Here is a 26,059-nt window from a genome sequence, read left to right as displayed (position 1 = left end):
TTTCCTCCATTACAAGATTTCTGCAAATGTTTGAATTCTTGTTTTTATTTGTTCTGAGTTGTTATCCTGTTGATCTGTTTCAAATACAACTGCTTGTAAGCCATTTTCTCTTACTGTTTTTACACAAATAGGCATATCATATTCTTCATAATCAGAGAACTTAACTGTGGCATATACAATGCCTTCTGCGCCTCTTTCTTTAGCAAGCTTAGATATTAATTTTCCTCTTTTTAGGTCAGGATCGTATGCTAATGAAAATCCTTCAACATTAGCCCATTGTTCTGCTAATCTCCTAAATGGATTTTTCCCATCTGGCACATCAGTATTATATTGTATTGATTCTTGAGCAACATAATCTCCAACTATTCTAAGATTATTTTCTTCAAGAGAATTTAAAATATTTTCATCATCCAGTAACAAACCTGTTGTTATAATTTTATGTCCTGAATATTTTTCTTCAGGCATTTTTTCTAACTCTTCGTTGATTTTTTTAATAATCTTTAAATGATCTTCTTTTTTCATATAAAGAGCTGATTTATATACATAATTTCTTTCAAGATTATTTATTGAATTTGGATGTTTAGCAGCAAGTTCTGAAAATTTTCTCATTTCAGCTCTATGTTCATTATAAAGTTCTATTGTCTTATTAATTTCTTCGTCTGTTATTTTTGAACCCTTTATCTTTTCAAGTTCTTCTTTAACATGTACACATTCACTTTCTAAAAACTCAATACCACATTCAAGTTTTCTATTTTGAGGATAAACTATAGAAATAAAAGGTATATTCTTTACTCCAGATTTCCAGTTTTGTCCAAGACACTGCATTGTGTCTGTTTGACCAGGGATAATAACAGCTTCTAATCCGTTTAAGCTTCCATTTAATCCTTGTTCTAAGATAATAGATATAACTGACGGACAAAAAGCAGGGAAATATTGTTTTGATAAATCAAGTTCTATTCCATAACCTCCCCAAACTCCGAAAGGTAAAAATCCTGCTGCTTCTACTATTTCATTAGGTCCAAAAAAAGCAACCATTCCTATGGCCTTTACCCCTTGTTCCAAGTAACTTTTAAGCTTTGATAAGGGATTTAAAGCAATACTTTTACATTCTTCTATATAACTTTTCACATTAATTCTCCTTCTTATCTTCCATTACTTCAATTAGACCTTGTAATCTCGTTTCAAATTGTGCTTGAGAGAATCCTCTTGGATCAGCTTGGTCTCCATCAAATCCAGCATATGGTAGTCCTGTAGCTTCATTTACTCTTCTTGCCATTTCATATTGTATAAAACTCATAAGTTTACAACTTCTGTTCATGTGGTAAAAAGCTCCTACGCAATTTCCATCTCTTAGAGCGTTATTTCTATACTCTACCATCTTGTCAATGTTTACATTGTTAAACATTGAAGAATAAGCTCTTGCAAGTCCATCTAAGTCATTGTCACCATATTCCAATGCCCATGCGTGTGGGTATACTGATCCTGTCATGTTTACGCCATATTTAGATAGTGATTTCATTTTATATCCTATATACGGCCAGCAAGGTATACCTTCCATCATGATTCTGTATTTTTCTTCGCCTCTAAAGGATGTCTTTCCTTCTTTAGCATTTTCTTTAAGTTCTTCCATTAACATTTCAAAGGCTTGAGTAGTCTCTTTTTTACCTCTATAACAAACGATACAAGCCATATAGGTAAATAAATCAAATCCATTCATAGGTGATGGATAAACGTCTTTTGACATTTGCATTGATTCTCTCCAAAGACGACCATTTTTTCTTGAAATGTTCATAACTTCTCTTAGTTTTTCAGGGTCAAACTTTTTGCCACTAATTTCTTCAAGTTGTTTTATTGCATGTTCAAATTGACCTCTGAAATACTTTATACGACTTTCCGTAACATAATCTTCGTTATTAAATGGAACATCTATCATTATTAGTGGTATATTAAGTTTTTTAGATAGGTTTTCATACCATTTAATTACTTCATTACAAATATTGTTACAGCAGCATACAAAGTCAGGTACTGGCATATTAAGACTTTCAGATCCTCCTTGTTCAAGGAAACCAAAATTTGTTCTTGCATATGCACAAAGGTCTATTGAATATCCTTGAGCTTCTGCTTTTTCTTCTAATCCTAAAGATTCTTTTTTAGCTGCAAGACCTGCTGCTTGATTTTCGGGATAGCAAAGAGGAAGACCGAAAGTTTCCACAATTTCTTGTGGGAATACTGATGTTGACCAACCTACAGGTATTCCCTTTTCTTTTGCTTCCCAAGCTTCTTTATATGATTTTGCTAATAATCCATTTATAAACTTAGCCGCTGTTATTTTTTCTTCTTTTTTTTCTTCTTTTTTTACTTCATTATCAGACATTTTTACCTCCCATTTTTTCATAAGCAAATACTGCTGCGCCCAGTGCTCCATTAAGTTGAGAATTTTTCGGAACTATTATTTTGACATTTAAAGCTCTTTCCAGTGCTCTAACAATTCCGGAATTTTGAGCAACTCCGCCAACCATAGCTACGTCTTCTTCAACTCCAATTCTTTTTACAAGCCCTGCTACTCTATTGGCAACAGATATATGAATCCCTGCAATAATATCCTCTAATTTTGCATTTCCCGATAGTTGGGATATAACCTCAGATTCAGCGAAAACAGTGCATGTACTTGAAATTGCTACAGGTGCTGTAGCCTTTTTATCTATATCACCAAGTTCAGATACTTCAACCATTAATACATTAGACATTACATCCAAAAATCTACCTGTACCTGCCGCACATTTGTCATTCATAACAAAATTTGTCATTCTGCCATCTTTGTCAAGTTTCATAGCTTTTGCATCTTGTCCGCCTATATCAATTATTGTTCTTACGCTGGGAAGTTGAAAATTAACTCCTTTAGCGTGACAACTAAGTTCAGATATTTGAGTATCTTCTTCGCTTTTATATTTTATTCTTCCATATCCTGTTACAACAGTGTTCGCTATATCTTCTATGGTAATCCCACTTTTAGAAAATAGATCATCCTTAACCTTTTTTGGTCCAGACGTTCCTGTTCCAAAAGGAACAATAGATGAAGCTACTATTTCTTTTCCATCTTTTAAAATTATTCCTTTTGATGCCGTTGAACCAAAATCCAATCCCAACGTATACATATTCACATCCCTTTTGGTTATATTTTTACCTTATTACTTTATAACTTTATTGTCTTTTAATTCTTGAATTTTTTCACTTGAATATCCAAGTTCTTCCATTACTTCATCTGTATGTTCACCTTTCTTAGGTGCTCTTACGAAATCTTTAATTCCATATTCTTCAAACATAACAGGAGTATTGTATAAAACGCCTTCATTTCCATTATCATAAGTGTGCTTAAATAGGTAATCATTTGCCCAGCATTGTTCATCTTCTAATAATTCATGAGGTGCTTGAAGTTTTTCAAATGGTATACCTGCTGCTTGAAGTCTTTCACACCAATAATCTGAAGGATGCTTAATGAAGATATCTTCCATTATAGGAACAAGTTCATCTACATAATTTACAGAACTCTTCAAAGTTGAATACTTACCACCTATATATTCCGGTCTTTCTATAACCATGTTACAGAAGTTCGGGAACCACTTATCATATTGGAAAAATGCTATTTGAATCCATCTTCCATCTGAGCATTTAAATGTTGTATTTAATGGATTTGGAGGTTGCTTTCTTGTTATAGGCATCTTGTAGCCATATTGACCAGCAACAACATAAAGACCCATTCCAAAAATTGCTGTATGGAATAGAGCTACATTTACTTTTTCTCCTTCACCTGTTCTATTTCTTCTAAGAACAGCTGCCAAAATTCCTGCAGCTAAACTCATACCTGCATAGTGGTCTCCTAAAGCTGCTGCTGTATTACATGGGCTAGTTCCTTTTTCCATTAAACCTAAGGAAACTCCTCCTCTTGCAAAATATGCTGTATAATCGAATGCTGGAGTATCTTTTGCAGGTCCTTTTTCGCCATAACCTAATAAGTGTCCGTAAACGATTTTCGGATTTATTTTTTTGATTGATTCATAGTCTAATTTTGATTTAACTAATGCTTTTTGTCTTGTATTTGTTAAAAATACATCAGCATCTTTTACTAAATCATAGATAACTTTAACACCTTCTTCTGTGTTTGCGTTAACTACTATTCCTCTTTTACCTGCATTTTCATTTTCAAAAAGAGGATTTTCATCTTCTTCTGTAGGTGATAGCCATTGAACTCCAACGACTCTCATAGTATCACCAAAATCAGGCTCAATTTTTACTACTTCTGCACCCCAGTCAGCTAAAAGCCTTCCACAGCAGGGACCAGCTACAAAGTTAGCAAATTCAACAACTTTTAATCCTTCTAACATGTTTTGTTTTTCCATAACCTTCAACTCCTTTTATTTAGTTAAATTTCCGACTTTAACTTTTTTGTTTTTCTTATTAACTCAGTTAATTTTGGAACTACTGAATGTAAGTCTCCAACTATTCCTAAATCTGCTACATCAAAAATAGGAGCTTCCTTATTTTTGTTTACTGCAATGATAAGTTCAGATTCATCCATTCCGGCTAAATGTTGTATAGCTCCAGAAATTCCAAGAGCAAAATAAAGTTCCGGTCTTACAGTTTTTCCAGTTTGTCCTACTTGAGCATCTTTTTCTATCCATCCAGAATCAACGTTTGCCCTTGAAGAAGAAATTTCTGCATCTAATTCATCAGCAAGCTCTTTTAAGGTTTCGAATCCTTCAGGACCTCCTATACCTCTACCACCTGAAACTAATATGTTAGCTTCGGTAATATCTTTTTTCTTTGATTCTTTTTTAGCTATTTCAAGAATTTCAATATTCATATCAGAATCTACAAATTCAATAGTTTCATCAATGATTTCTCCCTTTCTTGAAGGATCTGAATCTAACGCTTGCATAACACCTGGTCTTACAGTTGCCATTTGCGGTCTGAAATTTTCACATAAAATTTCAGCCATTAGATTACCCCCAAAAGCAGGTCTTGTCATTCTAAGATTTTTAGTATCTTCTTCAATTGCTAAACCTGTGCAGTCTGCAGTAAGTCCTGTGTGAATTCTTGCTGCCATTCTGGGAGCTAAATCTCTTCCTATAGAACTTGCACCGTATATTACAATTTCAGGGTCATATTTTTTTATTATCTCGTAAACTGCTTTAGAATATGGTTCAGTAACATACTCTTTAAGCATTGGATGATCTACAACTATTGCTTTGTCAGCACCATGTCTAACAAGTAAATCAGCTTTATTTCTAATATTTTCTCCTAATAAAATTGCAACAACGTCTTGTTTTAAATCGTCAGCTAATTCTCTCGCTTTTCCAAGAAGCTCTATGCCGACTTTTTGAATTTCTCCATCTCTTTGTTCGATGAATACAAATACATCTTTACTCATTTCAAGCCTCCTTAGATAATATATTTTTCTTCAAGTTTAGATAAGATTGCCTTAGCTGCTTCATCTGCAGATAAATCAGTAAGTATGACACCTGCACCTTTACCTTGTTTAGGATATGACTTCTTTACCTTAGTAGGAGAACCCTTTAATCCAAGATTTGAATCATCAAGTTCATCTTTTATATCTTCATAATGCCAAATTTTAATATCTTTTTTGAAAGCTTCAAAAATTCCTCCAACACTCATAAATCTAGGCTCAGCCAGTTCTGAAAGTGTTGTTATTAGACACGGAGTTTTAAGTTTTATTTTATGATATCTATCTTCGAATTGTCTTGTTACAGTTAAAAATCCTTCGTTAACTTCTATGTTTTCAACATATGTAACTTGGGGTAAATTTAAATGCTCCGCCATTTGTGGTCCTACTTGAGCAGTATCTCCATCAATAGCTTGTCTTCCTGTGATTATTAAATCATAATCCAAATGCTTAAGAGCACCTGCAATTGTACAAGAAGTAGCCCAAGTATCAGCTCCTCCAAAAACTCTATCAGTTACTAAAATAGCCTCATCAGCACCCATAGCAAGTGCTTCTCTTAAAGCATTTTCTGCTTGAGGCGGTCCCATTGATACAACAGTTACATGAGCTCCTGTTTGATCTTTAATTTTAAGAGCAGCTTCAAGCCCTGATTTATCATCAGGATTTATTATGCTTGGTACTCCATCCCTAATTAAAGTATTTGTTTTGGGGTCCAGTTTAACTTCATTCGTATCAGGTACTTGCTTAATGCAAACAACAATATTCAAAATAATACCTCCTTGTTTATTGGTAATACCTTTTTTCTTTATGGTAAACGTTTTGCATGACTTTGTCAATATTTTTTCAATTTATTTTATTTTTTTAACACTTTTAATGATTTTTGTTATATTTTAATGCCATTTTTTTATTAAGCATATTTTTTTAAAAATTAAAAATCCAAAAAAAGGCAAAATAAAAATATGGCATTACCTAAAAATATAAGGTAATGCCATATTTTTAAAAATTCTATTATAATCCTTCAATTAACTATTATTTACTTAAAGATAGCTCCTTGTATAACCATATGTTGAATTTCATTAGTTCCTTCATAGATTTGTGTGATTTTTGCATCTCTCATCATACGTTCTACATGGAATTCTTTCATATATCCTTCGCCGCCCATTAATTGAATACATTCTGTTGTAACTTTCATAGCAGCATCTGTACATAAAAGTTTAGCTTGTGCACATGTTTTCGGTTCAACAATTCCTTGATCAAGCATCCAAGCTCCCTTGTATAGCATAAGCTCAGCTTGGTCAATAATATTTGCAAGGTCAACTGCTTTAAAAGCAAGATATTGATTTTTGTAAAGAGGTCTTCCAAATTGAACTCTATTTTTCAAAAATTCAATAGCTCTTTCATAAGCTCCCTTTGCAATACCTAAAGCTTGTGCTGCAACTCCAACACGTCCTGCATTTAGAGTGTCCATAGCAAGTTTGAATCCGTCCCCTTCTTTACCAAGGCGGCAAGTTGCTGGAACTACCATGTCTGTAAATTTAAGCTCAGCTACTTCAAGGCTTCTAAGTCCCATTTTATCTTCCAATCTTACAAGTTCAAATCCCGGTGTATTTGTTGGAATCATAAATGAGGTAAGACCTTTTGTTCCCGGTGCATCTAAATCAGTTTTAGCAACTACCATTGCATAATCTGCTTCTTTTCCGTTAGTAATGAATCTTTTTGTACCATTGATTATGTAGTTATCTCCATCACGTCTTGCTATTGTTTGTACACCACTTGCATCACTTCCTGCATTCTTTTCAGTTAATGCAAAACATCCTGTAATAGATCCGTCGCAAACTCCCCCTACAAAAAACTTCTTTTGTTCTTCTGTTCCATATTTCAAAATTCCTCCAAGGAATAAAGAAAGAGATACTGAGCAAAATACGCAAAGAGAAGCATCAACTTTTGCAAGTTCTTCTAAAGTTAAAATATAAGACATATAGTCTTTTCCAAGTCCACCATATTTTTTATCGAATTGGAAGCCTATAAATCCTTCTTTAACAAGTTCTTTGTATAAATCCATAGGTAAAATAGAATCTCTATCTCTTTCCAATACTCCAGGTAGAACTTTCTCTTCCGCAAACTTACGAGCACGTGCTTGAACTTCTAAATGTTCTTTTGATAGTTGAAAATCCATCAAAAAACCTCCTCTTTTTCTTTTTTAGTATTAACGATTTTTTAATTATCTCGTCACTCTTATTGTACTAATTTAAAAATTATAGGTCAAGTATATGATATTAATAATCAAATAATCGAAATACTTAATTAATTCATTATTGGTAATACCAATTATACGCCTAAATTTAGCCTTTTTCTACCTTTAAAATAAAATTTTTAAATTTTTTTTATTTATTTGAATAAAAAAATAAAAAAAATTTTTTATTTTTTTCGATTTTTACAATATTTTGTTAAAAAATTTTTTATTATCAATTATTTTTTAATTTTTTTAGTGGTAATACCTTATGAATTTATTTATTTTTTATAAAAATTTTCTCCATAAAAAAACAGCCCTCTTTTATGAGGACTGTCCTTTTATTTTATATCTTTAATTGATTTTCTTATTCTGTTAAAATGTTTGTTCATAAATATTTGTGCGAGTACTGGATCTGAATCCCTTATAGAATCATAAATTGGCTTGTGATAGCTAAAAAGTTCTTCTGAACTTTCTCCCTCTAAGGTAATTGCCACCGTTGTATCTTTTATGCTATCATAAAATAGTTTATTCATGGCTAAATAGGATTCTATTATTAAGGCATTATTAGACATTTCCGAAATTAATGTATGAAATAAACCGTCTAATTTTTGAAATTCATATATTGTGTCTGACACTTTTATTTTTATTAAAATTTCTTCCATCTTTTTAAGTTGATCGGTAGTTCTTCTTTCTGCTGCAAGTTTTACAGCTTCATATTCAAACATTTCTCTAAACTCCATAATTTCTGAAATGGTAACTGAATTCATACGAGAGATTGCACTTAAAGATGAAAACATTACATTCTTCATGTTATTAGCAACATAGGAGCCGTCTCCATGTTTTGTTTCAACTAAGCCCATGTTCTCAAGACTTCTTATTGCTTCTCTAACTGAAGGTCTTCCTGAGTCATATTTTTTTGCAAGTTCTCTTTCAGGTGGTAGTTTGGTTCCCACTGAAAGAGTCCCCAAAAAAATCTTATTTTTTATAGTTTCCGCTATTTGCAAATATTGCGGTTTGTTATTTTTATCATCATTATTTTGAACTGAACTTTTTATATCCAATTAAAACACCTACTCATTTAAAACTCTATTTTTTATAAATCTCTTTTCTATTTTTATATCATATACAATTTAGTATATCACTTTTTTCAATGATTTCTATGTTTTTAATTACCTCTGATAATTTGAATCCGAAACATATCTATTCTTACAGAAAAGAAAAATGGTTTTTATTCGTTTTATTTATAAAAAAATGGAGCTAACGGCGGGAATTGAACCCGCGACCTCTACATTACCAATGTAGTGCTCTACCTACTGAGCTACGATAGCATTAGCTATATTTTAATTTTAAAGGACAAGTTTGTCAATCTTTTCATTGATACTCGTCCTTTAATTTTTCTAATAATTCCATGTGTCTTGTCATGGTGTTTATTTTATCTTTTTTAAGTTCTTTTGTTTTTCTTTTTATTTTCTTTTTGCCTTCGAGGATTTCATTTTCCAGTTCTCTTGCAGAAAGCCTAGTCCCACCTCTTGATAAAATAAGTTGCTGCTCCATGTTGTCTGATGTTGCTACTCTTACTGTGTGAAGTCTTCCTATTTTATCAAGTTCATGTTCTATATAGGCGTCTGCAGTTTCAAATTCTTTTGTAAATACTACGTCTATGCCCTTTCTATGAAAGGTTGAGCCGGGAGATTTTTTTACTTTATAACCGTCAAAGACCAGGATTATATATTCACCTGTTACGTTACTGTGTTCAGCCAACATATCCATTAAAAGTTCTCTTGCCAGCTCCAAGTCCTGAACTGATATTTCTTTAAGTTTTTGTATGTGGTTCAATATATTGTATCCATCTACAAAGAGATACTTCCTGTTCTTTTTATAAATTTTCATTTTGCTTGTCTCATTACTTCAAATATCATTATTGCAGCTGCACATGAAGCATTAAGAGAGTTTATATTTCCTTTCATGGGTATGGAAATTATTTGGTCACAATTTTTTTCTACGCTGTGGCCAAGACCTTTTCCTTCATTTCCTATTACAAGGCATATATTCCCTCGCAAGTCGCTTTCATATATGGAGTCCCCTTCCATATCTGCTCCATAAACCCACACGCCCTTTTCTTTAAGCTTTTCTATTGTTTGTGATAGGTTTACTACTCTTGATACTTTTACACGCTCTATGGCCCCTGCTGAGGATTTATAGACTGCATCATTTACTAAGGCAGATCTTCTCTTTGGAATTATTATTCCTGTAAAGCCTGCTGCCTCTACACTTCTTGCTATGGCTCCGAAATTATAGGGATCTTCTATTTCATCAAGGATAATAAGGCGAATTGTTTGGTCTTTTGCCTTTGCTTCTTCTATCATTTCATCTAAATCTGTATAGTCGAATTGACTTACAAGGGCAACTATGCCTTGATGGTTTACATCTCCTACCATTTCAAATATTTTTTTCTTATCGCATTCAGTCAAGACTACTTTTTCTTCTCTTGCCATGGCAAATATTTTATTTGCTGATCCTGATAAATTTTTAAGAGCGTAAAGTTTGTCGACTTTTTTTGCTTTTAAGGCTTCTATTACTGCGTTTCTTCCATATATATAAGTCATTTTACACCTAAATTTCTAAATTTTTCCCTTACTTCATTTATTTTTCCGCAAGTCATTTTTCCTTCAGGACATGGTCCTTTTACACATCCGGGACCTGCATCTTTAAAGATTACAGGACTTATTTTTTTGAGTTCTTCAAGCATCTTAGTTGCTAAATCTCTTATTTCCCACTGAGCTCTGTTGCAACATCTAAGTTCTAAAAAGTGAAGAAGACTTCTCACGTTCATTGTGAAGACAAGTTTTGTTTCGCAGGCGTTTGGAAATACATATCTTGCATCTTCTATAGATTCCTTTGTGGCGGATTTTTTTGCCTTTTCTTCTTCCATACCTTCTGCAATATATTTTTGAGCATTATCTTTTATTAAAAGTTCAGAGATTTTTCTATAGGCCTCTTTGTCATTTTCCATTGTCTCTTTAAATATTTTTAAAGCTTCTTTATTTTTTGCAATTTTGGGAGGCACTATATATTCAAAGTTGTTAAGCTCCACATATCTTTGGGATTGTTGAGAGTAGCTGGCAATTCTATGTCTTACCAATTGATGACTTAAAGTTCTTGAGACCCCTTCTACTGCAAAGGTAAAGCTTACATGTTCAAGGGGTGAAACGTGAGAAAATCCCATAAGCATTTTTATAAATTTTTCCGTTGCTTCCTTATCTAACTTTTCTTTTATTTCATCTACCCCGACTTTTGAATAGCAAAGCTTTGCTGCTTGAGCTATTAAAAGGTCAGGATCAGGTGTATGTGCTATTATTTCAACTTTCATTTTTCCTCCATCAAATCAATTAATTGTGACATTCTTAAGTCTTGCCCTGTTAAATATAAATATCCAAATAGGGCTTCAAGGCCTGTGGCATTTTTATAATCTATGACGCTGGCATTTTTGGCCATGGTGTGGGGCTTTGCATTGCGGCCTCTTTTAAAAATATAAATTTCATCTTCTTCTAACAAATCCATGATTTCCAGGATTTTTCTTGCTTGAGCTGAAGCTTTTACCTCTCTTGCCGATTCTCGATGAAGAGTTGAGGCTTTTTTATTTTTATTTAAAACTTTTGTGCGGATAAAAAGTTCATAAACTCCATCGCCTATAAAGGCAAGGGCAAGGGGTGAATATTGCCTTGCCTGGTCCTTTGTTAAAATTTTTCCCTTACTTAAAAAAATATTTAAATTCTCGTCCACTTGGTTCCATTCCTTGAATCTTTTATTTCAATTCCCATCTCTTTAAGTTTATCTCTTATTTGGTCAGCCTTTGCAAAATCTTTATTTTTTCTCGCATCTTCTCTTTCTTTTATAAGATTTTCAACTTCTGAGTCAATGTCTTCTTTTTCCATTTCGAGGATTCCCAAAACTTTTGTAAGTTTCATTAAATAATTTTGTGCAAGTAAAAGATCTTCCTTACTTGAATTTTCATTAAGATCAGTATTTATTATTTTTACTATGTTAAATATTGCCGTTAAAGCGTCTGCCGTATTTATATCATCTTCCATGGAAGCTTCAAAGAATTTTCTTTCTTCTTCCAATTTTTCTTTCAAGTTTTTAGATTCTATACCTTCCTTTGCGTCTTTCATTAAATTTTCAAGTTCTTCTTTTGCGTTATAGATTCTTTGCAAAGCATTTTTACATTGATCCATTATGTCTCTTGAAAAATTAATAGGATTTCTATAGTTGGCAGTTAAAAGAAAATATCTTAAAACTTCAAGATCAAATTCCTTTGAAACTTCACGAATTGTGAAGAAATTTCCCTTACTCTTACTCATCTTTTCATTGTCAACTGTAATCATACCGTTGTGAAGCCAAAATCTTGCAAAGGGCACTCCGTTACAAGTTTCACTTTGAGCAATTTCATTTTCATGATGAGGAAATTGTAAATCTTCTCCTCCTGAGTGAATGTCAATAGTATCTCCAAGGATAGTCTTAGCCATTACAGAGCATTCTATGTGCCAACCCGGTCTACCTTGAGACCAAGGTGAATCCCAATAGGGTTCTCCTTCTTTTTTTGCCTTCCAAAGAGCAAAATCTCCTGGATGTTTTTTATGTTCACTCACATCAATCCTAGCTCCAGACATTAATTCTTCAATATTCTTTTTTGAAAGCTTTCCGTAGTCTTTAGCCTTTGTTATATCAAAGTAAACATCACCGTTTGATTCATAAGCTGCACCTTTTTTTACAAGAGTGTCTATAAATTCAACCATTTCCTTTATCATATGAGTAGCTCTGGGATTTATAGTTTCATAATCGTATAAATGCAAGCCATTTGCATCAACTTTAAACTCTTTTATATACCTGTCGGCTATATCTGAAACTTGCACTCCTTCTTCATTGGCTTTTTTTATCATCTTATCGTCAATATCAGTAAAATTAACAACAAATTTTACTTCAAGGCCCTTGTATATGAAATATCTTCTTAAAGTATCAAAAATTACAAGGGGTCTGGCATTTCCTACGTGGATAAAATTGTATACTGTTGGGCCACAATTATACATTCTCACATGGCCTGGCTCTATAGGTTTAAATTCTTCTTTTTTTCTTGTAAGTGTATTATATAGTTTCATGATACCTCCTAAATTTTAAAAAAAATAATCGTCCCAAAGAGACGATTCCACTCAAATTCATTTAGATAAAGCTCCCGCTATAAGCAAAATAGACGCATCTGTCAAAACTTGCCAAAACATCTTTCACCAAGGGATGTTCTCTCTTTGTAACAAGGCTTTTGACCTTTTTCTATTTTTTCGCTTCTATTAATTTTTCAGCAGAGTTGAAAAAATCTCTGTAATAACTGAGATTAAGTAAAATTCCTTCATCTATCATCCTAAAAATTTCATCAACTGAAGCAATTTTTGCATCTTCAACCTCTTCTTCCTGAAGTTTTACATCTTCAAGATTTACATTCATATCTATAAGATAAATATAAAAGATTCCGCTATTCTCTCTGATAATTCTCTTTAAATATATTTTATCCCTATCTAAGTCTATGCCAAGTTCTTCTTTTGTTTCACGCAAAAGTCCGTCAATAGGTTCTTCTCCGCTAATAACAGACCCTCCAACAGAACAATACCACATTCCTCCAAAAGATTTTTTTCTCTTTGAGCGTTTTTGAATCAAATAAGTTTCCTTGCCGGTCCTTATCCAACCTTCAACTATAATATGATACTCTCCTGACAAAAGAGGTGAGCCCTTTTTTACAACTTTATACTTTTTTTTTCCATTTTTATTGTAAATATCCCAATACTCAGTCATAATTTCCTTTATTATACTTTATTTTAAATAAATTTTAAACCTTATCTCTATGGGAAACTTCAACGCTATGGCCCAGGTCACTTAGTCTTTTTCCCACTTCATTTGCTATTGCAACAGACCTGTGAAATCCTCCTGTGCATCCGAAAGCAACTACTATTATAGTCTTGCCCTCTTTCTTATAATTTGGAATTAAAAAGTCCAACATATCTACGCACTTGTCAATAAACTTTTGAGTAACTTCCCACTTCATTACAAAATCTTTTACAGGCTTTTCCTCTCCGCTAAATTCTTTAAGTTCCTCTATATAGAAGGGATTAGGTAAAAATCTAACATCAAAAACTAGGTCCGCATCCTTTAAAATTCCGTTTTTAAATCCAAAAGAAACAACGGAAACTGTAAAATCACTTTTTCTTGTTTTAAATAAATTTGTAATTTCAAACTTTAATTCGCTTGTCTTTTTATTCGAAGAATCAATAATATAATCGCTTCTTTTTCTTATTTCTTCAAGCAAGGTCTTTTCTTTTCTGTAACCTGCAACAATGGATTTATCAAGGGGATGGGGCCTTCTTCTCTCCTTGTATCTCTTGATAATAACTCCCTCACTTGCTTCAAGAAAGACAATTTTATAAGTTACATTTAAAGATCTTAAGACTTCAAGAGAACTGGAAAAATTTTTAAAAAATTCTCCACTTCTTAAATCAACTACAGCAGCCACCTTGTCCACCGGAGAAGACTTGGCAATTTCGGCAAACTTTGGTAAAAGCTCCGGAGGAAGATTGTCCATGGAAAAATATCCCAAGTCTTCCATAATATTAAGAACTTCAGATTTTCCAGCACCACTCATGCCAGTTATAATAATTATTTCCATCAATCCACCCCAATAACTTTAAGTTCTCTTTCCAGTTCAACCCCAAAATTATCAAAAACAACTTTTCTTACAATTTCTATAACTTTTAAAATGTCCTTGGCACTGGAATCTCCATAATTTACAATAAAACCGCAGTGCTTTTCACTTACTCCACAGTTTTTATATCTAAAACCCCTTAATCCAGAATCATCTATTAACTTTCCGGCAAAATATCCCTGAGGTCTTTTAAAAGTAGAACCGCAACTTCTAAGTTCAAGAGGTTGTTTAGACTTTCTCCTATTGTCAAAATCCTCCATTTTTTCTTTAATCAAAGATTTGTCGCCTTTTTTTAGTTCAAAAGTTGCAGAAAGGACAATTTCTTCATTTTTTAAAGCTCTTGAATTTCTGTAAACAAAATCCATATCCTCATTGTTTACCTCAATAATTTTAAAATCTTTAGTTAAAAGCCTTACACTTTTTACAATGTCTTTCATTTCTCCCTCATAGGCTCCAGCATTCATAATCATAGCTCCACCTATAGATCCGGGAATTCCATGAGCAAACTCCATATTTGAAAGAGAATTTTCATAAGCAATTTGAGCAGCTTTTTTAAGAGTTGCCCCTCCCTCAGCTGAAATTAAATTATCCTTTACTTTAATTTCATTAAAGGTATTTTTAAGCATTATAACAAGACCTCTTATTCCTCCATCCCTAATTAAAACATTTGTGCAATTACCAAGAACAGTAATGGGAATTCCTTCATTCTTTGCTGTTTTTATTGCTTCTATTAATGAATTTTCGTCTTTAGGGAACAAGAGTATATCTGCAGGTCCGCCAATACCAAAAGATGTATATTTATAAAGTCCTTCATTTAAAAGAACTTTTCCGAATTTTTCAAACATTAATTCACCTCATACATATTAATTATAACATTAAAATGGGTAATAAGTTAAAGAAAGGATGATTTTATGGATAAAGCTAAACTTACAATGGAAGCCTTTTTATATAGGGAACTTTTATCTGATAAGATTTTTTTAAAAGATGTTTTAATTCCTATAAGAAGGGCTTTTTATACGAAAATTTATGACCAATATAAAATGAAAATTTTTGAACTCCAAACCCTTTGTCAAGTTTTAAGAATGGATTTAAATAAAAATTTAAGTTTAAATTTAAAGCAGGAAAAAAATCTTGCAAGAGAGTTTCTTAAAATTGATGAAAATAATTTGTATTTAGAAAAAGTTGACTCTCTATTAAACCTGGATAGTCAAAAATTTGAAAAAGTTATTAAAGAAATAATAAACCTCTTTAATCCCTATGAATATGACTTGAAAGAAGAAGAATTTGTAATTTGGGAAAACTTTAAAAAATATACAGAAGACTTAAATTTACAAGAGCTTATAAAAATTCAAAATAATAATTTAATAAGGTCCTGTGTTTTAAAAAAGGATTTTAACTATAAAAAAGAAATCGAAATTAAAAAAGATGAAATTAAAACTTTAACAAACAATTTACATGACATACCCCTTGAATTTTCAAAAGAGGAAATTGATGAATTAAAATTTATGGTAAAAAGTTTGGAAGAAACTTATGGCACTTTAAAAGAAAATGCAAATATTAAAAAATTTGACAAATAAAAAAACTTTACCCCAGTTTATCTAGGGTAAAGTTTATTTTTATTTCAAATATTTTTTACTTGAATTAAGTCTTTTTAAAAGATTTTCTTTTCCAAGTAAAAGTATAATGTTATTTAATTCCGGTCCGTGAACATTTCCGCTTATAGCAGCTCTTACAGGCATATATAAATCCTTCCCTTTAATTCCTGTTGCCTTTTGAATTTTTTTCATAACTGTTCTTGAAAATTCATCGTCAACTTCTTCTAGGGAATTTAATTCTTCAATAAATTGATCTATTAATTGAAGTACATGGTCTTTTTTTAGTTCTTCAAGAGCACTCTCTTCTTTTACATTTAAATCGCCAAATAAAAATTGAACTGCCTTAGGCAAATCTTCAAGCTTATCCAAACCATCTCTAACAGTTTCCACAAGAATCTTAAACCATTCAAAATTATTGTCAATTTCTTCTTCAGTCATAAGACCCGATTCAATCATATAAGGCTTTTCCAATTGACATAACTTTTCCAAATCATAGTCTTTCATATAATGAGAGTTGACCCAGTTAAGTTTATCAACATCAAAAATTCCCCCTGATTTTACAACTCTATCAAAGCTGAATTTAGGAATTAAATCTTTTAAAGTCATTATTTCTTCATCATCTTCCGGACTCCAACCTACAAGAGCAAGATAATTTATAAGTCCTTCCGGTAAATATCCCCTCTTTTTGAAATCCTCAACAGAGACATCCCCTTCACGTTTTGAAAGTTTCTTGTGATTTTTATTTAATACTGTGGGAAGGTGAACAAACTCCGGAGCTTCCCAACCTAAAGCTTCATATAAGAAAACATGCTTAGGTGTTGAAGCAAGCCATTCTTCACCACGAACAACATGGGTAATCTTCATCAAATGATCGTCAACTACAACTGCCATGTGGTAAGTTGGAAAACCATCGCTTTTCATAAGAACCTGATCATCAATTTCATCTGTATTTATAGTTACATCCCCTCTTACCAGGTCATGAAATTTTATAAATCTGTTCCTTGGAAGTTTAAGTCTTACTACATACTCTTCCCCATTAGCAATTCTTCTTTTAGCTTCTTCAATAGGAATTGAACGACATCTTCCATCATATTTTGGGACTTGTCCCTTTATTCTTTGTTCTTCTCTTAAATTATCAAGTCTTTCCTTGCTGCAAAAACAATAATAAGCATGACCTGATTCAATAAGTTTATCTACATATTTTTTGTAAATATCAAGACGGTTTGATTGAATATAAGGTCCGCATTGACCCTTTTCTGTAAGTTTTCCTTCTTCGTTTAGGATTACTCCTTCATCAACTTCTATTCCCGCCCATTTTAATGATTGAATTAAATTTTCTATGGCACCTTCTACATATCTTGTTCTGTCCGTATCCTCTATTCTCAAAATAAAATCGCCATTATTGTGTTTGGCGAAAAGATAATTATATAGAGCCGTCCTTAGGCCTCCGATGTGGAGAAAACCTGTAGGACTTGGGGCAAAACGAACTCTTACTTTGTCCATTAAATCACTCCTAAGATTAAATTAAATTTATTATATCACAATTTTTTCTATATTCCTAAAAAGGCAAGCCAATCCCTATATTCATTTAGGCCTTGAAAATATCCCTGTTCATAATTGTCCTGAAGTTTGAAAAGATTTGTTTCCGTGCTTTCAACCGCCTGGTTTTTCGCATAGACAATATAGGCCTTTCCCTCTTCTTTTAACTTTTCCAATCTGTCCAAATCCCTGTTATATCTCTTGTATCTTGTAATCATGGCATTAGCAACATGAGGATAACTTTTAAAGGATTTTTTTATTAATTCCTTATGCTTAATAGGCTCTTTTCTGTAACCTTCAGGTCTTGTTAAAACAGCAAAAATTTTTTGGTAGCCATCTCTTAAAGCCATATCCAGGCTTATTCCATAACCCAGGCCTCCATCATAATAGACCTGACCTTCAAACTCAGTAGGTTGCATAATATAGGGTAAAGACGAAGAAGCTCTTATGGCCTTTCTAAGTTTTTCCATGGAATTAAGTTGCCTTTTGTTCCAATATTTCATTCTTCCTGTGTTGGCATTAAAAGCCCCAATTCTTATTTTTGCGGGATTTGCATAAAACGTTTCAAGGCTTATTATGGAATCAGGATAAGGATCCCAAGATTCAAAAATATAATCTGAATTAAAAAAGCCCTGTCCCTTTAAAAGATTTTTTATGCCTGCAACATTTTCATCTCTCACAGAATCGACGAAAGATCTCTTGGCACGAATTCTATCCCTTAATAAATAGTTAAAAACATGAGTTGAGCCTGCAGAAATACCTGATACGTAATCAAAATAAATTCCCTTTTCAAGAAGAACGTTTAAAATGCCTGCGGAGTATGAATTTCTCATACCCCCGCCTTCAAAAATAAGAGCAGTATCAAATACATTTGACTTCATTATTCATTAAAACCCTCATAAAGAGTTCCCTCTTGCTCTTCAATATACTTATAGGCGTTTATGGCAGCTATTGTGCCGTCCCCTACAGCAGTTGTAAGTTGTCTTACAGTCTTAACCCTTATATCTCCTGCAGCAAAAACTCCATCAATGTTTGTTCTCATTTCTTCATCAGTTAAAATATAACCGTCTTTCATATTTATTTTGCCTTCATAAATCTCAGTTTCTGGGACATAGCCTATAAATACAAAAACTCCAAAAGGTTCGTCCTTTGTGATTTTTTCTATATCTCCACTCTTATTATTTTTAATATAAAGTTCCTTTAAGGTTTTATCTCCCTTAAGCTCTGTGACCTGACTATTCCAAATAAAATCAATCTTTTCATTTTTAAAAGCCTTAGCCTGCAAATCCTTTGAAGCACGAAGTTCATCTCTTCTGTGAATTATATGGACTTTCTTAGCAAAATTAGTTAAATAAATAGCCTCTTCAACAGCAGCATCTCCGCCACCTACTACATAAACTTCAAAACCTTCATAAAAAGCTCCATCGCAAGTTGCACAATAGCTTACGCCTCTTCCCTGAAAATCTTCTTCACCAGGAACCCCAATTTTTCTCGGACTTGCACCACCTGCAATAATTACAACTTTTCCTTCATATTGGTCAAACTTTCCTTTGACTTTTTTTATTTTTCCCTCAAGATCCACTTCAACAATATCGTCATTTACAATTTGACAGCCAAACTTTTCAGCCTGATCTTTTATTGTAAAAGCCAAATCAATTCCGCTTATGCCAGGAGCACCTGGATAATTTTCCACATCATTTGTGTTTGTTATTTGTCCCCCTTCAACGGATTTTTCTATAACTAAAGTTTTTTTCTTATCTCTTGCGCCGTAAAGACCTGCCGTAAGCCCTGCAGGACCTCCACCAATAATTATAATATCGTACATGTCTTCCCTTTCCTTTTTTTTATATTTTACACATAATAGTTTACCCTAATAATAATATATTTCACAAATTTTTGATATAATTAATTTGGTGATAATATGAAATTAAAATTATTTTTATATAAATTTTGTAAGTTTGTACTTTTGTTTTTTATTTTTTCTTCTCTTTTTCTCTTTCCCAGGAAAATTTTTGCAGAAGAAATTTCCGTAAACTTTGACACCCATGTCTTAATTAAAGATAACGGAAGCCTGTATTTTGAAGATGATATAGTATATAAATCCAAAAAAAATGAAGACGAAGTAATAAGAAGCATATATAAACCTAAAAATTCAAAAATAGAAAAACTGACAATTTCCATAGGCAATGAAAAATTGACCCTGGATACCAATGCAAAAAAGGGTTATTCCAAATCATACACCTTGGACGAAGAAGAAGACAGGATTCTTATAAAAATTTTCAATCCCTTTGAAAGTACCTTAAATTTAAAAATGTCCTATGAAATTTCAAACCTTGGAAAAATTGGCAGCGACACCGGATATTTTTCCTATACTTTTTTCAAAGACCTTGAAAATAAAATCGATTTTTTTAAAGGAGACCTCTTTTTTGAAAATGGAATTTCTAAAGAAACAAGTCCATTTTTATACTCATCTGGCAAAAAAGAAATTAAAAACGTAAAAAACGGCTTGGAAATCAAAGTAAGAGATATAAAAAAAGGTGGCTATTTATTTTTGGACCTGGGTTTTGAAGAAGAAGCCATACCCTTTTCAACTCAAAGGACAGATATGACATTAAAGGGCCTTAAAGAAATCCATAAAAATAGCGGCAGGCTATCCTTTTTAGACGGAGATAAAAATAAATTTTCTTATTTTATTTCCACCGGAGCAACAATTTTTTCCTTCCTAATTTTCTTATATGCAATTTATTTATTTAATTTAAGAAGAAAAACAAAGGAAGAAGACCCAAATATAGTAAGTTCCTTAGAAGCCTCCTACCTTCTAAAAGGCGACGGAAGTTTACAAAACCTTATTCTTGCAAATATTTTAAGTTTACAAAGAATTAAGGCCCTGGAAATAAAAAAAGAAGACTATGTAACAAAATCTGGCAAGAAAAAAATAAGTTATTTATTTATTTTAAATCCTAAAAAACTTTCTCAACTGCAAATTGAAGAAAAAACCTTTATAGAAAATTTCTTTAAAGATGAAACTATCATAAGCACAAGAGATATTGCAGAAAAAATAAAAGCCGGACCGGAATTTTATTTACAATTTAACGAATATTCAAAAAGTTTAAAATATAAACTGGAAAATTTAAACCTCTTATACAAAATTGACACTTACAAGAAAAAAGTTATTAAAATTTCCCTTCTTGCAATAATTGTATACAGCCTTTCAGTATTAAACTTTAAACCCATAAATATTATTTCATCTACAATATTTACAATATTTTCCATATCCCTCATGTTTTTATCAATGCTTTATAAAACTCCAAAGGGAAACTATTTAGTAAACTTTTACAATAAAAAAACCGTGGAATACGAAAAAAACGAAGACTTTGAATCCTACACAAATGAGGATATAATCGCAATGATAAGCCTTGGAATAGATGATAAAAAAATATACGAAGCCCTGGGCAAAATGCCCCTTAGTAACTTCTTTGACAGGAGCATTTTTAAAACATTTAAAGAAGACCCCGAAAAATATAAAATTTTTTCAGAAAACTTTTACAATTCTTTTTTAAGTGATATTGTATTAAAATCAAAAAAATAATTATATTAACATTTTTCATTCTTGATGATATTATTAAATACAGGAGAAATTTATGAGAAAATATAGAAAAAGAGAACATATCGAAAGTTTTTTAAGATCAAGTTTCCTTGGAAACCCCCTTTTTGAAGATGTTTTTTTGCCCCACAATTCCCTACCGGAATGTGATTTTGACGAAATAGACACATCAACAAGGTTTTTAAACAAAAAAATAAACTTTCCCCTTATGATTAACGCCATGACCGGTGGTTCAGAATTTACCGAAGACATAAATAGACAACTTGCAGAAATCGCAAGAGAATTTAACATCCCCATGGCAGTAGGCTCACAAACAATAACCCTGGAAGATGAAGACTCCATTGAAAGCTTTAAAATTGTAAGAGAAATTATGGGAGACTCAGGAGTAATCCTTGGAAATCTTTCCGGTCGTGCAAGCATAAAAGATGTAAAATTTGCAGTAGACATGTTAAAAGCGGATGGAATCCAAATTCACTTAAATCCCGCTCAAGAACTTGCTATGGAAGAAGGAGAAAGGTCCTTTAAAGGAATCCTCTCAAACATAGAAGAAATTGTAAAAGGGTCTGAAGTACCTGTAATTGTAAAAGAAGTTGGCTTCGGCATGTCAAGAGATGTAGCAAGAAGACTTTACAGTGTAGGCGTAAGACACATAGACGTTTCAGGATTCGGCGGAACAAATTTTATGGAAGTGGAAAATTTAAGAAGACCGGAAAATGATCTATCAGAACTATATTCCTGGGGAATACCCACAGCCCTAAGTCTACTTTCAATTAAAAACCTTAACCTAAAAGACCTATCCTTAATAAGCTCAGGAGGAATTAAAAATTCCATGGACCTAGTAAAAAGTCTTGTCCTTGGAGCAGACATGGCAGCCATGTCCGGAGAAATACTTTCATACCTGATTCACGGAGGATATGAATACACAATGGAATACCTGGAAAATATTATGTACAAAGCAAAAATCATAATGCTTTTAACAGGCTCCAAAAATGTAGAAGAATTAAAAAAATTGCCCTTTACAATAAGTGGCACACTAAAAGAACTTTCAAAATAATTTTTAAGATTTTAAAAAAATCAAACCACTAATAAAGTTTTGATTTCCAAATTTAAGGCACAAAAAAACACGCATTTCTGCGTGTCTTTTTTTATCTTTCTATAATTTATTTTTCTATAATTTTTATCCAAGTTTCTGGTATACTTCCTTTTGCTCTTTGATATTCATGGGAGTTAGCTGCTTCCATAATTTCACAATAAGCCCAGTGGCTTTCGCTTATATCTGTAAAGTGAATTAAATCTTTCTTTACGCCACTTAAACCTTCTAAGGTTACATTACGACGGGCATATTGATTTAAAATTCTTGCTGCTTCTGCTCTTTGAATATATGCATCAGGTCTAAAGGTGCCATCTTCATAGCCGGCAATACGTCCATTGCCATAGGCTTGATTAATAGCTTCTTCAAATTCGTGACCTTTTACATCGGCAAAGGGTGCTATCTTATCATTTTTCTTGTCTATATAGTAAATAGCTCTTGCAAATTCTCCACGAGTAATCGGTTGGTTAGGACGGAAGTTGCCGTCTTTATCTGCAAACATTAAATCCTTTTTAACCATAATATTAATAGCTGAATTGTACCAAGCTGATGGTGTGTCTTTAAAGTTTGGCTTAGTATTATTGGTCATGTCAAGATTTGCCAAACGAGCTATTAAAGCTGCTGCTTCTGCTCTTGTCATCAATCCTTCAGGACGAACACTTCCATCTGTATATCCATAAAGATATTTGTAGTGGCGATTTATTTCCATATCTTCAATAATTTTAAAGAAACCTAATGATTTTTGATTTTCTTTATTTTGAAGACCAGGATTATTTGGATTATTTGGATTATTTGGATTATTTTGATCTGATTTTTTATCTTTCCAAATAGCTTTTACAATAGTATCTGCATTTACTTGAATAGACTCCCCTGCTTTTTTAGTTTCCTTACCAACTTGCCATCCGACAAACTCTTTATTTGGCGGGAAATATTCTGGTGCAAATATTTCTGGTAAAACATAGCTTCCACCCTTAAGAAGGATTGAACCATCTATGTTTTGCTTTCCACCATTTGCATCAATAGTTACTGCTACTGGGGTTTTTGTATCATCTGTAGATTTATTATTTGCATCATCTTTACCAAATGCTGTTACAAGTTCTTCTGTCTTGTAACTTCCCTTTTTAAGGGTAATTACACCAGAAGTTCCATCTACTTCTTCACCGTTGTCGACTGGAGTGCCATCTGGAGTGCCATCTTCCTTGGCTAATGACCATGTGCTACCAGTTTTTTTAGCCTTGACTTTTATTTCAGTATTATCAGCCTTCTTGTAGGTTACTGTTACTGATGTTGTGTCCTCATCTCTTGGTGGTGTTATAGTAATATTACCAGTTTTTGTATCCACTTCTACCTTTGGGGGATTTGGAGCAGTTTTATCTGAAACAGTTCTCTTTTCAATTTCAGATTTTAAAATGTCACTAATATCCCCATCATTGGTTTGAGCTGTTATTTGAGTTCCGGATTTTATTTTGCCATTTTTAATAGTAATATTTTTTCCATCTTCGCTTACTTCAAAATCAGTTTTGCCTTCAATAGACCATTTGCCTTCGTCATTTCTAGTAAAGGTTACTGTCTTAGGATCTGTTTCTCCTGCTGGTGTGTAGGTAACATCCATTTTTTTAGCAACCCTATCTTTATCTTTTTCAACTGGAGTGATGGTTACATCACCAGTTTTATCGTCAACCTTGATTTCTGGTTTCTTTGGATAGATTTTGATTGTTTCGCTCTTGTTATCAGATGTTTTCTTTTCTTTATCATTATTTGCGATACCACCATTATCTGTTACAGTTGCAGAGACATCGGTTTTATTTTTGATATCAGAATCCTTTATGGTCACCACACCGGTATCTGGATTGACTGTTACTTTAGAGCCTTCTGGTGTACTCCACTTGCCATTTTCCCCATCCTCTTTTTCTATTATTTCTGTTTTTGGATTACCATCTGGATCAGTGTATTTAACTTCTATTTTCTTGGCATCTGTATCAAGAGGGTTTGGACTTATGGTTATCTCGCCCTTGTCTGCATCTGGTGTGATTGTAGGAGCATCTGGTGCCTTGTTTTCTAGGACCTCTTCCTTTTCAAATTTGGCAACATTGTTTTCTTTGCCAGCTTCAACCTTTACAGTACCGTCATCATTCTTTTGAACAATAGGATTTCCACTACTATCCCAATCTACTTCAACATCATTACCACTTATTATTTTTACATTTCCTTGGTCATCAACTTCTATAAAGGCAGGTATACCATCATTGTATCCTGTACCGTTAGGGAGTTTTGAAACACCATCTTCTCTTGTATTGGCTTTTTTAACAGCTTCCTTAATTGCTTCTTTTTCTTCAGGCGTTAGTTTTTTAGGGTCTCTTACTGGTACATTTGGTATTACATATTCAACAGTAGTAGAATTACAAGCCTTAAACTTATGAGGTTCCTTTACTGTAAGACCAACTTCTTGCTTATAATCAAAACCATTTGGCACATTGATTTCAAAAGTTCCATCAGCATTTACACTAGTCTCTCCTAATTGAGAGGAGTTTTTATCTGTGCTACACTTGCCCGTACAATAATCTTTATTCGCATTATTGTTACCACTTGGCTTTAATATGGCTATTACCTTTGTTCCAGCAGCTATCGTACCATCTGGATCTGGGACAAATGTACCATCTTCGAGCTTTTTCTGTGGCACTAACTTACCTGTGATTTTTGTGTCAGTAACTACTATCTTCTCTACGTTTGTAGCTGCTGAGTATTCGGTAACTTGTTTTACAGTTAAGTTTGGAGCTTGTATTTCATCTGATTTTGAATTATCTTTGTAGGTTACTGTATAAGAGGCAGTTTTAGTACCTACTCCCTCGATTTTAAAATCAACAGACTTAATATCATTAGCTATTTCAGTAGAGTTTGCTTTTTTTAACAAATCTAAAGCTTCAGATTTTTCTTCCTCGCTAACTATATTTGCAACGTATTGTTCTATCCAGATTTCTCCTGTTGGCATTTTTATTTTAGTTTTATATTCATCAGCCTTAGAATTAGGAACTGTATATGAACCTGTGTCACCAACTTTAATTCCTTGATCATCATACACTTCAGCCTCTACTAAATCACCGGCTTTTAGTTTACTTTCTAGTGTTACACTAGGTCTTGAATCATTTTTAGTTAGTGTTAATTCTCCACGTTTAAAATTGTTCACATATACAACTATTCTATATCCCTTTTTTAACTCTTTACTTCTTAATCCAATTTTATCGACTCCAGCTTTGATAGCATTTCCAGCGGTATAAAATGTTACAGTAATAGATGCTCTTTCTGGTCCTGGAGCTTTTTGTGCTGGGGCATTTTTAAGGATAGCTTCATTAATAAGACGAGCCTTAGCTTCCTCATAGTTTACTGATGGATCGGCTTTTGCTTTTCTAAGTTCTGCCTTTAATTCTTCAAACATATCACCATTAAAGAAATAATCATTTTCTAAACTATTTGCCCTATTTTTAATATCTTGAATTTCTTCACCACTTAGGATATTTTCAAGTTCTTTTTCAGCTTCTTTCTTAACCTCTAGTCCATTTTCTGCTTTTGTTTCTTCAATCTTTTTTTCTTGACTTACTATAAGTGTATCAACCTTTGCTTCCTTGGTTTCATTAGCTGCTTCCACCACTCCACTAAGGCTTGGTAAGACTAAAGAAAACGCCAAAGTATAAATACCTAAGGGTTTTAATACTCTGTCTTTAAAATTTTTTTCCATAACTTGGTCCTTTCTCTAAATTTTATTTTCCTTAAATTTTTATAAATTTTTGCCATATA

At 32.7% G+C, this 26,059-nt stretch carries 23 protein-coding genes and 1 tRNA gene; 3 read left to right on the top strand and 21 right to left on the bottom strand.

The genetic code is table 11. From position 1 onward, the window contains the following. Positions 1-9 precede the first annotated feature (9 nt). The 17 genes from J2S72_RS07210 to murB form a co-directional block, all read right to left on the bottom strand. Positions 10-1,128 carry a 2-hydroxyacyl-CoA dehydratase subunit D gene (locus tag J2S72_RS07210; protein WP_023055928.1) on the bottom strand — a complete coding sequence of 373 codons (1,119 nt, stop codon included), beginning with the start codon at positions 1,126-1,128 and terminating at the stop codon, positions 10-12. Position 1,129: 1 nt separating this feature from the next. Beyond that, complete coding sequence (gene hadB / locus J2S72_RS07205) at positions 1,130-2,374, bottom strand: (R)-2-hydroxyisocaproyl-CoA dehydratase subunit alpha (RefSeq protein WP_023055892.1); 1,245 nt, start codon at positions 2,372-2,374, stop codon at positions 1,130-1,132. Then, a complete protein-coding gene (locus J2S72_RS07200) occupies positions 2,367-3,155 on the bottom strand; it encodes an acyl-CoA dehydratase activase (protein ID WP_023055925.1) in 789 nt (262 codons plus the stop codon). Before J2S72_RS07200 ends, hadB begins: the two co-directional genes overlap by 8 nt. Before the next feature lie 33 nt (positions 3,156-3,188). Continuing rightward, positions 3,189-4,397 carry a CaiB/BaiF CoA transferase family protein gene (locus J2S72_RS07195; protein ID WP_023055917.1) on the bottom strand — a complete coding sequence of 403 codons (1,209 nt, stop codon included), beginning with the start codon at positions 4,395-4,397 and terminating at the stop codon, positions 3,189-3,191. Between the two features lie 23 nt (positions 4,398-4,420). Next, a complete protein-coding gene (locus J2S72_RS07190; protein WP_023055919.1) occupies positions 4,421-5,428 on the bottom strand; it encodes an electron transfer flavoprotein subunit alpha/FixB family protein in 1,008 nt (335 codons plus the stop codon). Between the two features lie 11 nt (positions 5,429-5,439). Continuing rightward, positions 5,440-6,228 carry an electron transfer flavoprotein subunit beta/FixA family protein gene (locus tag J2S72_RS07185; RefSeq protein WP_023055951.1) on the bottom strand — a complete coding sequence of 263 codons (789 nt, stop codon included), beginning with the start codon at positions 6,226-6,228 and terminating at the stop codon, positions 5,440-5,442. Between the two features lie 266 nt (positions 6,229-6,494). Next, entirely contained in the window at positions 6,495-7,637 is a 1,143-nt protein-coding gene (locus J2S72_RS07180) for an acyl-CoA dehydrogenase family protein (protein ID WP_023055915.1), read from the bottom strand. 395 nt (positions 7,638-8,032) lie between these two features. After that, positions 8,033-8,755 carry a FadR/GntR family transcriptional regulator gene (locus tag J2S72_RS07175; RefSeq protein WP_023055936.1) on the bottom strand — a complete coding sequence of 241 codons (723 nt, stop codon included), beginning with the start codon at positions 8,753-8,755 and terminating at the stop codon, positions 8,033-8,035. 191 nt (positions 8,756-8,946) lie between these two features. Continuing rightward, positions 8,947-9,022 (bottom strand) — tRNA-Thr (locus tag J2S72_RS07170). A 43-nt stretch (positions 9,023-9,065) separates the two neighbouring features. Further along, the gene (locus J2S72_RS07165; protein ID WP_023055761.1) at positions 9,066-9,584 is read right to left on the bottom strand and encodes a YacP-like NYN domain-containing protein; all 519 of its coding nucleotides are present in this window, start codon (positions 9,582-9,584) and stop codon (positions 9,066-9,068) included. Continuing rightward, positions 9,581-10,300, bottom strand: coding sequence for a 23S rRNA (guanosine(2251)-2'-O)-methyltransferase RlmB (gene rlmB / locus J2S72_RS07160; protein WP_023055783.1), 720 nt, complete (start codon positions 10,298-10,300; stop codon positions 9,581-9,583). Before rlmB ends, J2S72_RS07165 begins: the two co-directional genes overlap by 4 nt. Continuing rightward, positions 10,297-11,064, bottom strand: a complete 768-nt coding sequence (gene thyX, locus J2S72_RS07155; RefSeq protein WP_023055772.1) for an FAD-dependent thymidylate synthase — start codon at positions 11,062-11,064, stop codon at positions 10,297-10,299. Before thyX ends, rlmB begins: the two co-directional genes overlap by 4 nt. Further along, complete coding sequence (locus J2S72_RS07150; protein WP_023055760.1) at positions 11,061-11,477, bottom strand: Mini-ribonuclease 3; 417 nt, start codon at positions 11,475-11,477, stop codon at positions 11,061-11,063. The genes thyX and J2S72_RS07150 overlap by 4 nt, the downstream gene beginning before the upstream one ends. Then, on the bottom strand, positions 11,462-12,850 hold the full coding sequence (gene cysS, locus J2S72_RS07145; RefSeq protein ID WP_023055766.1) for a cysteine--tRNA ligase: 1,389 nt from the start codon (positions 12,848-12,850) through the stop codon (positions 11,462-11,464). Before cysS ends, J2S72_RS07150 begins: the two co-directional genes overlap by 16 nt. Before the next feature lie 169 nt (positions 12,851-13,019). After that, the gene (locus J2S72_RS07140; protein ID WP_307495256.1) at positions 13,020-13,535 is read right to left on the bottom strand and encodes an NUDIX hydrolase; all 516 of its coding nucleotides are present in this window, start codon (positions 13,533-13,535) and stop codon (positions 13,020-13,022) included. Between the two features lie 34 nt (positions 13,536-13,569). After that, positions 13,570-14,403: an RNase adapter RapZ gene (rapZ, locus tag J2S72_RS07135; protein WP_023055773.1), complete on the bottom strand. Its 834-nt coding sequence runs from the start codon at positions 14,401-14,403 to the stop codon at positions 13,570-13,572. Further along, on the bottom strand, positions 14,403-15,284 hold the full coding sequence (murB, locus tag J2S72_RS07130) for a UDP-N-acetylmuramate dehydrogenase (RefSeq protein WP_023055770.1): 882 nt from the start codon (positions 15,282-15,284) through the stop codon (positions 14,403-14,405). The genes rapZ and murB overlap by 1 nt, the downstream gene beginning before the upstream one ends. A gap of 66 nt (positions 15,285-15,350) precedes the next feature. On the opposite strand from murB, the gene J2S72_RS07125 reads away from it, so the two are divergent. After that, complete coding sequence (locus J2S72_RS07125; protein ID WP_023055774.1) at positions 15,351-16,016, top strand: hypothetical protein; 666 nt, start codon at positions 15,351-15,353, stop codon at positions 16,014-16,016. A 39-nt stretch (positions 16,017-16,055) separates the two neighbouring features. On the opposite strand, the gene gltX is transcribed toward J2S72_RS07125, so the two are convergent. From gltX to trxB, 3 genes are read right to left on the bottom strand one after another with little or no spacing between them, the layout of a single operon-like run. After that, positions 16,056-17,537 (bottom strand): glutamate--tRNA ligase, encoded by a 1,482-nt coding sequence (gene gltX / locus J2S72_RS07120; RefSeq protein WP_023055782.1) that lies wholly within the window; start codon positions 17,535-17,537, stop codon positions 16,056-16,058. A gap of 47 nt (positions 17,538-17,584) precedes the next feature. Beyond that, entirely contained in the window at positions 17,585-18,454 is an 870-nt protein-coding gene (locus J2S72_RS07115; protein ID WP_023055768.1) for a patatin-like phospholipase family protein, read from the bottom strand. Then, complete coding sequence (gene trxB / locus J2S72_RS07110) at positions 18,454-19,398, bottom strand: thioredoxin-disulfide reductase (protein WP_307495255.1); 945 nt, start codon at positions 19,396-19,398, stop codon at positions 18,454-18,456. The genes J2S72_RS07115 and trxB overlap by 1 nt, the downstream gene beginning before the upstream one ends. 96 nt (positions 19,399-19,494) lie before the next feature. On the opposite strand from trxB, the gene J2S72_RS07105 reads away from it, so the two are divergent. Both J2S72_RS07105 and fni read left to right on the top strand, forming a co-directional pair. Continuing rightward, positions 19,495-21,162, top strand: a complete 1,668-nt coding sequence (locus J2S72_RS07105) for a DUF2207 domain-containing protein (RefSeq protein WP_023055758.1) — start codon at positions 19,495-19,497, stop codon at positions 21,160-21,162. A gap of 52 nt (positions 21,163-21,214) precedes the next feature. Further along, positions 21,215-22,231 carry a type 2 isopentenyl-diphosphate Delta-isomerase gene (gene fni, locus J2S72_RS07100; RefSeq protein WP_023055757.1) on the top strand — a complete coding sequence of 339 codons (1,017 nt, stop codon included), beginning with the start codon at positions 21,215-21,217 and terminating at the stop codon, positions 22,229-22,231. Between the two features lie 106 nt (positions 22,232-22,337). Here fni and J2S72_RS07095 read toward each other — a convergent pair whose 3' ends face one another. After that, positions 22,338-26,000, bottom strand: a complete 3,663-nt coding sequence (locus J2S72_RS07095; protein WP_023055784.1) for an S-layer homology domain-containing protein — start codon at positions 25,998-26,000, stop codon at positions 22,338-22,340. Positions 26,001-26,059 lie beyond the last annotated feature (59 nt).

This window comes from Peptoniphilus koenoeneniae (assembly GCF_030812875.1).
Taxonomy (GTDB): domain Bacteria; phylum Bacillota; class Clostridia; order Tissierellales; family Peptoniphilaceae; genus Peptoniphilus_B; species Peptoniphilus_B koenoeneniae.
Note: the sequence above shows the minus strand (reverse complement) of the source record. Positions and strands in the feature narration are given on the sequence as shown.

What these genes read in the sequence shown, in the direction of transcription:
- J2S72_RS07140 (WP_307495256.1), bottom strand. Translation starts at nt 13,535, where the DNA reads ATGACTGAGTATTGGGATATTTACAATAAAAATGGAAAAAAAAAGTAT.
- cysS (WP_023055766.1), bottom strand. Translation starts at nt 12,850, where the DNA reads ATGAAACTATATAATACACTTACAAGAAAAAAAGAAGAATTTAAACCT.
- hadB (WP_023055892.1), bottom strand. Translation starts at nt 2,374, where the DNA reads ATGTCTGATAATGAAGTAAAAAAAGAAGAAAAAAAAGAAGAAAAAATA.
- J2S72_RS07125 (WP_023055774.1), top strand. Translation starts at nt 15,351, where the DNA reads ATGGATAAAGCTAAACTTACAATGGAAGCCTTTTTATATAGGGAACTT.
- rlmB (WP_023055783.1), bottom strand. Translation starts at nt 10,300, where the DNA reads ATGACTTATATATATGGAAGAAACGCAGTAATAGAAGCCTTAAAAGCA.
- J2S72_RS07115 (WP_023055768.1), bottom strand. Translation starts at nt 18,454, where the DNA reads ATGAAGTCAAATGTATTTGATACTGCTCTTATTTTTGAAGGCGGGGGT.
- J2S72_RS07095 (WP_023055784.1), bottom strand. Translation starts at nt 26,000, where the DNA reads ATGGAAAAAAATTTTAAAGACAGAGTATTAAAACCCTTAGGTATTTAT.
- murB (WP_023055770.1), bottom strand. Translation starts at nt 15,284, where the DNA reads ATGTTTGAAAAATTCGGAAAAGTTCTTTTAAATGAAGGACTTTATAAA.
- J2S72_RS07190 (WP_023055919.1), bottom strand. Translation starts at nt 5,428, where the DNA reads ATGAGTAAAGATGTATTTGTATTCATCGAACAAAGAGATGGAGAAATT.
- trxB (WP_307495255.1), bottom strand. Translation starts at nt 19,398, where the DNA reads ATGTACGATATTATAATTATTGGTGGAGGTCCTGCAGGGCTTACGGCA.
- J2S72_RS07165 (WP_023055761.1), bottom strand. Translation starts at nt 9,584, where the DNA reads ATGAAAATTTATAAAAAGAACAGGAAGTATCTCTTTGTAGATGGATAC.
- rapZ (WP_023055773.1), bottom strand. Translation starts at nt 14,403, where the DNA reads ATGGAAATAATTATTATAACTGGCATGAGTGGTGCTGGAAAATCTGAA.
- J2S72_RS07180 (WP_023055915.1), bottom strand. Translation starts at nt 7,637, where the DNA reads ATGGATTTTCAACTATCAAAAGAACATTTAGAAGTTCAAGCACGTGCT.
- J2S72_RS07105 (WP_023055758.1), top strand. Translation starts at nt 19,495, where the DNA reads ATGAAATTAAAATTATTTTTATATAAATTTTGTAAGTTTGTACTTTTG.
- J2S72_RS07195 (WP_023055917.1), bottom strand. Translation starts at nt 4,397, where the DNA reads ATGGAAAAACAAAACATGTTAGAAGGATTAAAAGTTGTTGAATTTGCT.
- gltX (WP_023055782.1), bottom strand. Translation starts at nt 17,537, where the DNA reads ATGGACAAAGTAAGAGTTCGTTTTGCCCCAAGTCCTACAGGTTTTCTC.
- fni (WP_023055757.1), top strand. Translation starts at nt 21,215, where the DNA reads ATGAGAAAATATAGAAAAAGAGAACATATCGAAAGTTTTTTAAGATCA.
- thyX (WP_023055772.1), bottom strand. Translation starts at nt 11,064, where the DNA reads ATGAAAGTTGAAATAATAGCACATACACCTGATCCTGACCTTTTAATA.
- J2S72_RS07200 (WP_023055925.1), bottom strand. Translation starts at nt 3,155, where the DNA reads ATGTATACGTTGGGATTGGATTTTGGTTCAACGGCATCAAAAGGAATA.